At 60.7% G+C, this 5,336-nt stretch carries 5 protein-coding genes and 1 pseudogene; 2 read left to right on the top strand and 4 right to left on the bottom strand.

All coding sequences use genetic code 11. The features are described 5' to 3' along the window. A pseudogene (locus V8352_RS21285) lies at window positions 1-188 on the top strand (hypothetical protein); the annotation flags it as partial. A gap of 101 nt (window positions 189-289) precedes the next feature. Here V8352_RS21285 and V8352_RS21280 read toward each other — a convergent pair. Beyond that, entirely contained in the window at window positions 290-1,891 is a 1,602-nt protein-coding gene (locus tag V8352_RS21280; protein WP_336426260.1) for a mechanosensitive ion channel family protein, read from the bottom strand. Between the two features lie 376 nt (window positions 1,892-2,267). After that, complete coding sequence (locus V8352_RS21275; protein ID WP_336426259.1) at window positions 2,268-3,053, bottom strand: hypothetical protein; 786 nt, start codon at window positions 3,051-3,053, stop codon at window positions 2,268-2,270. 384 nt (window positions 3,054-3,437) lie between these two features. Here V8352_RS21275 and V8352_RS21270 point away from each other — a divergent pair, with 384 nt between their 5' ends. Continuing rightward, window positions 3,438-4,508: a hypothetical protein gene (locus tag V8352_RS21270; protein ID WP_336426258.1), complete on the top strand. Its 1,071-nt coding sequence runs from the start codon at window positions 3,438-3,440 to the stop codon at window positions 4,506-4,508. A gap of 164 nt (window positions 4,509-4,672) precedes the next feature. Here the strand turns inward: V8352_RS21270 and V8352_RS21265 are convergent, their stop codons facing one another. Both V8352_RS21265 and V8352_RS21260 read right to left on the bottom strand, forming a co-directional pair. Continuing rightward, window positions 4,673-4,924 (bottom strand): response regulator transcription factor, encoded by a 252-nt coding sequence (locus V8352_RS21265; RefSeq protein ID WP_336426257.1) that lies wholly within the window; start codon window positions 4,922-4,924, stop codon window positions 4,673-4,675. Further along, window positions 4,906-5,298 (bottom strand): response regulator transcription factor, encoded by a 393-nt coding sequence (locus V8352_RS21260; protein ID WP_442971083.1) that lies wholly within the window; start codon window positions 5,296-5,298, stop codon window positions 4,906-4,908. The genes V8352_RS21265 and V8352_RS21260 overlap by 19 nt, the downstream gene beginning before the upstream one ends. Window positions 5,299-5,336 lie beyond the last annotated feature (38 nt).

The following is a 5,336-nucleotide window of genomic DNA, read 5'->3' as shown; positions in this document are numbered from 1 at the left end:
AAACGGCCAATGCCTGCGGCTGCACTGTCGGCACCGTCAAGAGCCGCGTAAGCCGCGGCAGGGCCACGCTCAACCGGCTGGTCGCGCAAGGGGATGCAGCGCCTTGCCCATCTATGTCGCGGCCCGCACTGAGCCGGCAGGGCGCGCAGTCTTCGAAGCCGCCCGATCAGGTCATGCTATCGGGCTGAGGCAGGACCACCTTGGCTTCCAAGGCGCTGGCCGTCGCGGGCAGATCGTTATCGCGGGCAAGGCGTCAACAGTTTGCGGCGGCATGAGTGCCGCCGCATCGCTATAGCTCGATGCGCTCGCGCCACCACCACTCGGGATGCTCATTGCGTACGAAATCCACCATCTCTTCGCGCAGGCGCATCTCGACCGTCCACGCCGTCCAAGGGTCTGGGGTCATCACGTAGAATTCCACAGTCATGCCGTGCGCCGAATGATCGGTGACCGCGGTCCATATCTTGTCATGCTCGATCACACCGGGATCGGCTTGGGCGGATGTCGTGAATTTCTCGCGCAGGAGGGCAACCTTGGCCATCGGATCAAGGACAAGCCGGATAGAGACGAGCATCCGCTCATTGAGGACCGACCAGTTCTTGAACGGGTAGGACAGGAAATACTTGACCGGCACGATCAGCCGCCTTTCGTCCCACGTGCGCAGCCTGATAAAGGTGAAGTAGATCGCCTCGACGGTGCACCAGTCGCCCTCGTAGTGGATGTTGTCGCCAATCCGAACCGGCTTGGCGATAGCGATTTGCAGCGAGGCCACCATGTTGCCCAGCGTCACCTGCCCGGCAATGCCGAGGATCACCGTCAGCACACCCGCAGACGCGAGCAGTGTCATACCCATGTTGGCGAAGATGTCGAACTGCATCAGCACGAACACAAGCGAAAAGCCGACCGTGATGACCAGTATGACGCGCCGCAGGGCATACATCGACGTAAAGAACTCGCGATCAGTCGAACTGGGCGTGTCGAATTTATCCCCCAGTTGCCGACGTGTCACATGATCCAGCAGCGCATCGACCGCGCGCAGGGCCGCAAGGCTGAAGCCGACCACGGCAAGCATCACCAGCGCTGGTGTGATGACGGCGGTTGCCGGACCCGACAGGGACACGATGAAACCCAAGAGCCAATAGGCCGCGAATGACGCCACCACCAGCGCCAGCGGCAGTGCCGCGCGCTCGATCACGCGGTCGACCACGCGATTGTCGGACAAGTGCCTGCCGAGGCCGACGAGCTTTGCCGTCACCCGGCCGACAAGGATCAGCACACCAATCAGCAACGGCAGGGCAAGCCATTCCCAGAGTTGCAGCCAACCGACCCTGGCCTTCATCGCCTCGGGGATATACGCCTCGAAAGCTCTGGGACCGAAGGTGTCGTATAGAGCATCGATATTGTCGACGGTATCTTGCGAGAACAGCCAGACCGGTTTCGCAGCCTCACCCTCTGCGGGTTCGGTGGCATAGCGGGTCAGGCGAATGGCATAGATCTGGTCGTCTCCGTTGAGCTCTTCCAGCAGGTAATCCCGCCTGGGCTGCGGCGCCTCGGAGGCGTTCGCGCCGGTCGTCGGCTTTGCATCGGCCTCGGCGGGTGTGCCTGACCAGTCGATGCGGAGTTTTCGGTCCATCAGCACGCCAAGTTTCGTCGCAAGCGTCGAGGCACGCGCCTCTTGTTCGTCCTTGGGCAGATGCGACACGTTTAGGAGGTGCGCGGCATCGTCGACATCGCCTGCGTCGATCAGGTCGACAAAGCTTCTGAGCGCGGCGCGTGGTGAACTCCGGTCTAGCTCGCTTGGCGCCGGGCCGAGCCCAGAATTGATCGTCTCGACGGGATACCAGAGCGGCGGGTCGTCTTGCGCCGCTACGGGCGCGGTGATTACCAGCAATGCGCAGAGGCAAGCGCATACAAGAGCAATCGCGCGCATGATGCGCATAGGAACAGCGCGAGCCAAGGCATATGCACGGCGTCGACAGCACCCGCCTTGACCGTGAGCGATGATCCCCCGCGAGGGCAGGGCAGGGCAGGCAATGCCTGACGATTCGATCATCCCAGCCGGCTGTTCCTTCCCGAAGTGGGGCGCCCGCGCCAGCATTTCGGCGCGGGGGACGCTTGTCCTAGCGAGGAGTGAGTGCGGGATCAGATCCATGCCAGCACCTGCGAAATCATCGGTGTAGCCCGGTGTCTCCGGCCTGTGGGAACAGCACGGCCCCGCGCGGATTTACACGCGGGGCACCGGACCGACGGCGGGTCACACCGAATGTTCAATCCAATGGCGGCATTTCGAGGGCGGAACGTATCGAATTGATCGCGGCCTCTGTCGTCGTGGGATTGGAACTGGCACCTTCCACAAGAGCACTCAAGGTAGAGCGTTGATCGTCAGACAGTTGGTCTGACGACTGGATCAGATCGAGGACTTCGTCGGAGTCGAAATTCTCCGGGGTCAGCAGCTCTTCCGGGTTCGCCGTCGACGCGGTATCCGCCGTATCATCGGATGCGGCCGTGTCACCGTTGGCAGCGTCCGACGTGTCGTCGTCACCTTCTGTATTCGCGTCCGTGTCGGACGAGGTGGCAGATCCTTCGGATGTCTCGTCGTCGACGATCGTGGTTGAGGACTCGCTTTCGTCAGGCTCCATGATCACAGGATCATCGGTTGCCGACTCCACAACGGTCGTATCCTCGGTGATCTCATCGCCGACAACGCGAAGATCGTCTGAGGCAGCTCCCGCTTCTTCATCTTCTTCGACAGGGGCGCCCTCTTCGGTCGTGTCGCTTTCTTCGCCAAGGGCACCGTCTTCAGATGTGGCACCGTCGGCGGGCGCTGTTTCGTCCATTTCTTCTTCGGCTGCGAGTGCGTCGCGTTCGGCCTGCTCGGCTTCTTCGCGGGCGCGTTCATCTTCCTGTTCCTGCTCGCGGGCGGCTTGCTCAGCTTGCTCGGCTTGCTGCTGCTCCTCGATCCGGGCCTGTTCTGCCTGATTGTTGTACCAAAAGAGGCCGATCACGACGACGGCAATGACGACAATAATGCCTATTATGAGTCTTGGGCGCATGGATGGACCTACTTTCGCTACTGGTGTTGTCGGCAGTCGCTGACTGCTGACAAACGGATTACGAGGGTCGCGGCGCGGCATTTCGCGGCGCGTATACCCTCATAATCCCAGCTTTTGGTTTTCGTTCCCGTTTGCCGTTCCAGACGCCCGCCAAAGTTAACGCCAATACCCGCTTTTGCGGCTTGGGTTTGCCCCCTATCGGCAGGCGGCCACCGGAAGTCATCAAGAAAAGGACAGTCAGCGAGAGGCGAAAGATCAAGGGGATTTGGAAATTTATCCCTTTATGAACAGCGGTCTAACAAGCCGCCGGATCAAACATGGGAACGCGCCAGCGTGGCTTCGATTGTCAAGGTTATACGAACCAACCCAAGTAGGAGATCCACAATGCTTTGGAAAAATACGCACGTCGCGCTGCTGAGTTCAGTCGCAGCGCTCGCACTCGGCACGGCTCACGCCCAGACAACGGAGGAGGTCGATGGGGATCTGGATCCAGAGGCCTGCGTCAATCTCGCTGACCGCCTCGCGGATGATTCCGAGGTCGATTCAGAAATTCGCACTGAGATCGAAAATGTCATCGCCTCGGGGAACGTAGAGCAATGCGACGTCTTTTTCTCGACTTGGGAAGAGGAAGGCACGATCGACCGTGAGACCCTTGAATTGGTCGCCCGTGAAAGCGTCAGCGAGCGTATGATCGTCCAGCAGGAGATCGAGGTCGACGCCGACGTCGCGGTTTATCAGCCGCCTGCCGAAGTCGCCGTGGACACCGGCACGCCCGAAATCGAGTGGAGCATGCCGCGCCAGAGCGTCAGCATCAACGAGCAGGCACCGCAGATTGAGATACGTCAGGGCAAGCCGACGGTGAATGTCGATGTTCCCCAGCCGCGCATCACTGTCATGATCCCCGAGCCCGAGGTTATCGTCACTTGGCCCGAGTCGACCCTGGACATGTCCGAGGTGACGCCAAACATCGAAGTTCGTATCCCCGAGCCGGTCGTGTCCGTCAACATGCCTGATCCGGTGATCGAGCTAACGATTGGCGATGAAGAGCCGTCCGAGTTGGTCCAGCTTGAGGATGGGCGTTTTGCCCCCGAGGGATCGACAGCAGAGGATCTTGAGCCTCAGATCGAGACCCAGCAGCAGGAGGCGACGATCACGCGGAGCGGAGACAAGGAGGAACCGGAAATCGTCTTTAATCGCGATGAGCCAAACGTGACATTCGAAGGCCAAGAGCCTGAAGTGACCGTCAATGTTATCGGTGAGCCTGAAATTCAGGTCTCTTCCGGCTCGGAGGACGGCGAGGCGAACGTCACGGTTCGTGAAGATGCGGCTGAAGGCGAGGACGAGGCCAACCGCGACGAAGGTGACGCCGAGGCCACGGATGCTGCCGATAGCGAAGAAGATGCTGCTGATGGCGAAGAAGATACCGCTGACGACACGGATGCCGCATCCGATTAAGGGGCATTCAAGACAAAGGCAATGCTACGATTGCTTGAGCGGGGCCGGCGTTGGCCCCGCAACCGACTTGCCTGAATTTACCGGACCATGTTTTCGGTGATTTCCGATATGGCGGCGCCTCGCTCCAGAAATGAGGCGCCGCCAAACCAACCTTTTTCCCTTCATCACGCAGTCGGTGTATCGGCCGCCAGCGCCAGACGCACCAGCGCCGGCAAGGATTCGGCCCCCGTCTTGCGCATCACTGACGCGCGATGGTTCTCCACAGTGCGTTGGTTGATGCCGAGGTCCACCGCCATGATCTTGTTCGGTTTGCCCTCCAGAACGCCGGCAAGAACGTCTTGCTCGCGCGGCGTGAGGTTTGCGAACTTGGCTTTTGCCGCCTTGCGCGCGTTAGCCTTCAGGTTCCGGTCTTCCATCTGCGCGATGGCAGAGCGGAAACTTGCCAGCAAATCAGCCGCGCTCGCCGGNCCTTCAGGTTCCGGTCTTCCATCTGCGCGATGGCAGAGCGGAAACTTGCCAGCAAATCAGCCGCGCTCGCCGGTTTCTCGATCAGGTCCGATGCGCCTGCTTTCATCGCCTCCACCGCCATATCGGCATCGCCGTGACCGGTCAGAATGATGGCGGGCACCTGCGACGCCTCCGACCGCAGAAGCGCGACCAGCGCGACCCCATCCATGCCGGGAAGAATGGCATCAACAAGAAGGCATGCCGTGCCCTCCGGCCGAGGGGATGACAGGAAGTCCTCTGCCGAGACATATGTGATGACCTTCGACCCTTCGGCTTCGAACAGGCGCTGGGTGGTTTCGCGGATGATCGGATCATCCTCGA

Source organism: Roseovarius sp. D0-M9, from assembly GCF_037083805.1.
GTDB lineage: Bacteria > Pseudomonadota > Alphaproteobacteria > Rhodobacterales > Rhodobacteraceae > Roseovarius.
Note: the sequence above shows the minus strand (reverse complement) of the source record. Positions and strands in the feature narration are given on the sequence as shown.

Coding starts and splice junctions, on each gene's coding strand:
- V8352_RS21275 (WP_336426259.1), bottom strand. CDS start 3,053: ATGCGCCCAAGACTCATAATAGGCATTATTGTCGTCATTGCCGTCGTC.
- V8352_RS21270 (WP_336426258.1), top strand. CDS start 3,438: ATGCTTTGGAAAAATACGCACGTCGCGCTGCTGAGTTCAGTCGCAGCG.
- V8352_RS21265 (WP_336426257.1), bottom strand. CDS start 4,924: ATGGAAGACCGGAACCTGAAGGCTAACGCGCGCAAGGCGGCAAAAGCC.